This window comes from Bacteriovorax sp. DB6_IX, assembly GCF_000447775.1.
Lineage (GTDB): Bacteria > Bdellovibrionota > Bacteriovoracia > Bacteriovoracales > Bacteriovoracaceae > Halobacteriovorax_A.
On the sequence record NZ_AUNJ01000335.1, the window covers coordinates 1 to 3,285 of the forward strand.

Sequence of the window (3,285 nt, forward strand, 5' to 3'; positions counted from 1 at the left end):
TNTAATCATATTTATCTCCCTTACAAAGCAAAGTTCTCATTCATATCTTTCTGCATTTTGTGAAGTTTGTAGTAATGACCATCTTCAATTTCAAGCAGGTTCTTGTGTTTTCCACTTTCTACAATTTCACCTTTGTTTACAACAAAGATACGATCAGCTTGTCTTAATGTCGAAAGTCTGTGAGCAATTGCTATAACAGTTCGACCTTGTGTTAATCTATCAAGAGCATCTTGAATTTTTCTTTCCGTTTCTGTATCAACAGCACTCGTTGCCTCATCGAGAATTAAGATTTTTGGATCATGAAGAATTGCTCTCGCAATAGAAATCCTTTGTCTTTCTCCTCCTGAAAGGTTGTGACCTCTTTCACCAATGACTGTTTCATACCCATTTGGTAGGGCCATAATAAAGTCATGGGCATTGGCAACCTTTGCTGCTTCAACAACATCTTTAAGATTTACCTCAGGCATACCGTAAGCAATATTCTCCCAGATTGTCCCGTGAAAGAGATAGGGCTCTTGTAAAACCATTCCAACTTTCTTTCTATAGTCTACGATATCAAGTTCTTTTAGAGGAGTTCCATCAATTAGAATCTCTCCTTTACTCACATCATAGAAACGTGAAATAAGCTTTGTGATCGTACTTTTTCCACCACCACTTGAACCAACTAAACCGATCATTTCTCCAGCTTGAATTTTAAAATTCATCCCTTTTAGAATTGGTCTTAAACCATCGTAAGAAAAAGAAACATTTTGAAATTCAATATCTCCCTTTATCTCCTCAAGTTTCTGAGCATCTTTCTTATGATGAATTTTTGACTTAGTATCTAGAACCTCAAAGATTCTATGAGCACTACTTATCGCTCTATTCATCATTCTCGCCATTTGACCAATAACCTCAATAGGACCTGAGAACATTGTCATATATAAGAGAAAAGAAACAAATGTACCGGCACTTAATGCATCACTGGCCCCAAAAAGTCGTGGGACAGCTAAGACCCATGTCACCATTGTAATGGTATGAATTGTTGTCATCAGTGCTGGCCAAAATCTTGTCCATGCATGATGGACTTGCTCAAATTGTTCAAGAGCGATTTTGTTGGCCTTGCTAAACTTGATCTTCTCTTGCTCTTGTTGAGAAAAAGCCTTAACAACAATCATTCCTGGGATCGTATCCGATAGAATCCCTGTTAAGTCCGACCATTTTCTCCAACACTTCGTAAATAAGTCCTTCATCTTCTGACCATGGGTATAGATTGACCATAGTAAGATTGGAACAGGTAGAGTCATAACTAAACCTAGTTTCCAATCAAGAGAGATTAGGGTGATACAAAGTGCTGTTAACGTAATCGTCGCAATTGCAACTTCAACGATACCAAACGCAATAAAGTCCCAGATCCTATCTGTATCAGAGCTTACTCTTGAGATTAAACTTCCCGTTTGTTTTTTACTAAAGAAGTCCATATCCATCTCTTGAAGGTGATTATAAAGATCCCTTCTCAAGTCTTGTGCAATATATTCTCCCATGAGAGACATACGATTAAGTCTGACCCAAATAAAGAACTCTCTGATGAGATAGGTTGCTCCCAACATAATGACCAATGGCCATGCCTTCTTCAACGCTAACTCTGCGGTGAGAGTTCCTGCCTGAAATGGACGAATGAGATCGTCGATTAATTGTCCTGACAGATATGGTGGAATAAGGCTCATAGCCGTCGCAATTACTGCAGAAACCGCACCAAGAGCAACATAGCTCTTATATGGTTTAAGGTAACTAAGTAAGCGCAATAATGTACTTTGTCCCTTACCAGCGCTTTCAGCTTGAACTTCACGAAGTGGAGCTAAAGTGTTTTGCTGGTAGAACTTATGTGGGCAAATCTCATTCTCTAGGTCTATCTTAAGATCAAGAATAGAGTTTTCTTTCTCAACCTTTTCGCTTAGATACCAGTGAATTTGACCCATCATCATGCGTTGTTTCCCTGTGTAGAATATTGTCGCTACAGGAGGGAGATCGTCTGCAGCTAAGATCTTAAGAGTTTCAAAACTTGTGAATCTCTCATTCTTAACTTTTGAAATCGACTGATAAGATTCTTTGAAGATAAGTTCACTATCCTCATCTTTAAAAATTTGTACATTCGATTCAGTTAGAACAATCCAACGTTTCTCATATTTTAATTCTTCGTTTAGGTCGAAGAGAGCATATATAATAATATTCTCCTCAATCTTTTCCTCAATATTTTGAGGAATTCTATTCTTCTGTAGTAAGTGCTTTTCAATATTCCATCTATCTGTCATTTTTTCCTTCTTTGTTAGTAGTGGTACATACTGGGCGGATGAGTTCCAACATAATTGTTCTTTTTCATCTCAACCGCTTGCTTTGTTCTTTCGAGATCTTCTCTCATGTAGAGCTCGGGTTCTTTAAAAAGTATTGCCCCAAGATCTGTTAAGAGATTGAATCCGACTCTCATACTTAGTTTTGCTAGACGAAAGAAACTCCGTCCAACGTCTCGTGTTGCTTTGTTCAACGAGTGCAACTCTCGTGTAAAGTCGTACAATTGCGCTTGCATAACTTTCCTCCATAGAAAATGATGTTAATAAAACAGGCTAAGTGTCTGAAATACAAAAGATTTAAGACGAGGCTCGGCCTAGTTCGTTAGTAAATGTAAATGTTGTCTGATTTTTTGAAACTTAATTCCACAAGGGGAGACAGAGGTTTCGTTTTAGTATTTCTTGCTATGAATTGAGCAGAGGAAAAACTTTAAGTGAGCAAAGAGAGACAACCACACCAGCTACACTCGAGTTTTGAATCTTGAATGTCTTATTCATGGTGATCTCCTTTGTTAAAGATACTTATGAATTTATACTGTCGAAATTAACAATATATTCTCTAAAATAATTTATTTATTTTTTTTGTCAATAAAAAAAATATTTTTTTTAGAGGCCATAACTAAATGGCCTCTAAGTTTACTTGCAAAGAACATCATTTCTTGTGGTTTCACAAATTGCGGCAGCCTCTGCAATTAGCTCTGAAGGAACGTTTAGTTCTTCTAGTGTAGCACCAAGATTTTCAACAACAGCATCGAAGTGAGAATCGTTCAAACCCTTAGCGACTAGGGCTTCGTGAGCATCTCTCATATTCTTTCCGTCATAGTTACTGGGTCCTCCAAAGGCGTATGTTAAGAATAGAATTTGCTTTCTTCTTTGCGCGTCCATTTCAATATCTTCGAAGAAGTGTTTAATCCTGTCATCGGCCAGAACCTTGTTATAAAAAATATCGACTGCAGCTTTT

The 3,285-nt window shown here is 37.5% G+C and carries 3 protein-coding genes; all 3 read right to left on the reverse strand.

Annotated features, from left to right (window positions below):
- Positions 1-20: 20 nt before the first annotated feature.
- Positions 21-2,291 (reverse strand): ABC transporter ATP-binding protein, encoded by a 2,271-nt coding sequence (locus tag M901_RS10170; RefSeq protein ID WP_021278117.1) that lies wholly within the window; start codon positions 2,289-2,291, stop codon positions 21-23.
- Positions 2,292-2,305: 14 nt separating this feature from the next.
- Positions 2,306-2,563, reverse strand: coding sequence for a hypothetical protein (locus M901_RS10175; protein ID WP_034721719.1), 258 nt, complete (start codon positions 2,561-2,563; stop codon positions 2,306-2,308).
- A 397-nt stretch (positions 2,564-2,960) separates the two neighbouring features.
- A partial coding sequence (locus M901_RS10180) for a group 1 truncated hemoglobin (RefSeq protein WP_021278115.1) occupies positions 2,961-3,285 on the reverse strand: 325 nt, incomplete at its 5' end.

Coding starts and splice junctions, on each gene's coding strand:
- M901_RS10175 (WP_034721719.1), bottom strand. CDS start 2,563: ATGCAAGCGCAATTGTACGACTTTACACGAGAGTTGCACTCGTTGAAC.
- M901_RS10170 (WP_021278117.1), bottom strand. CDS start 2,291: ATGACAGATAGATGGAATATTGAAAAGCACTTACTACAGAAGAATAGA.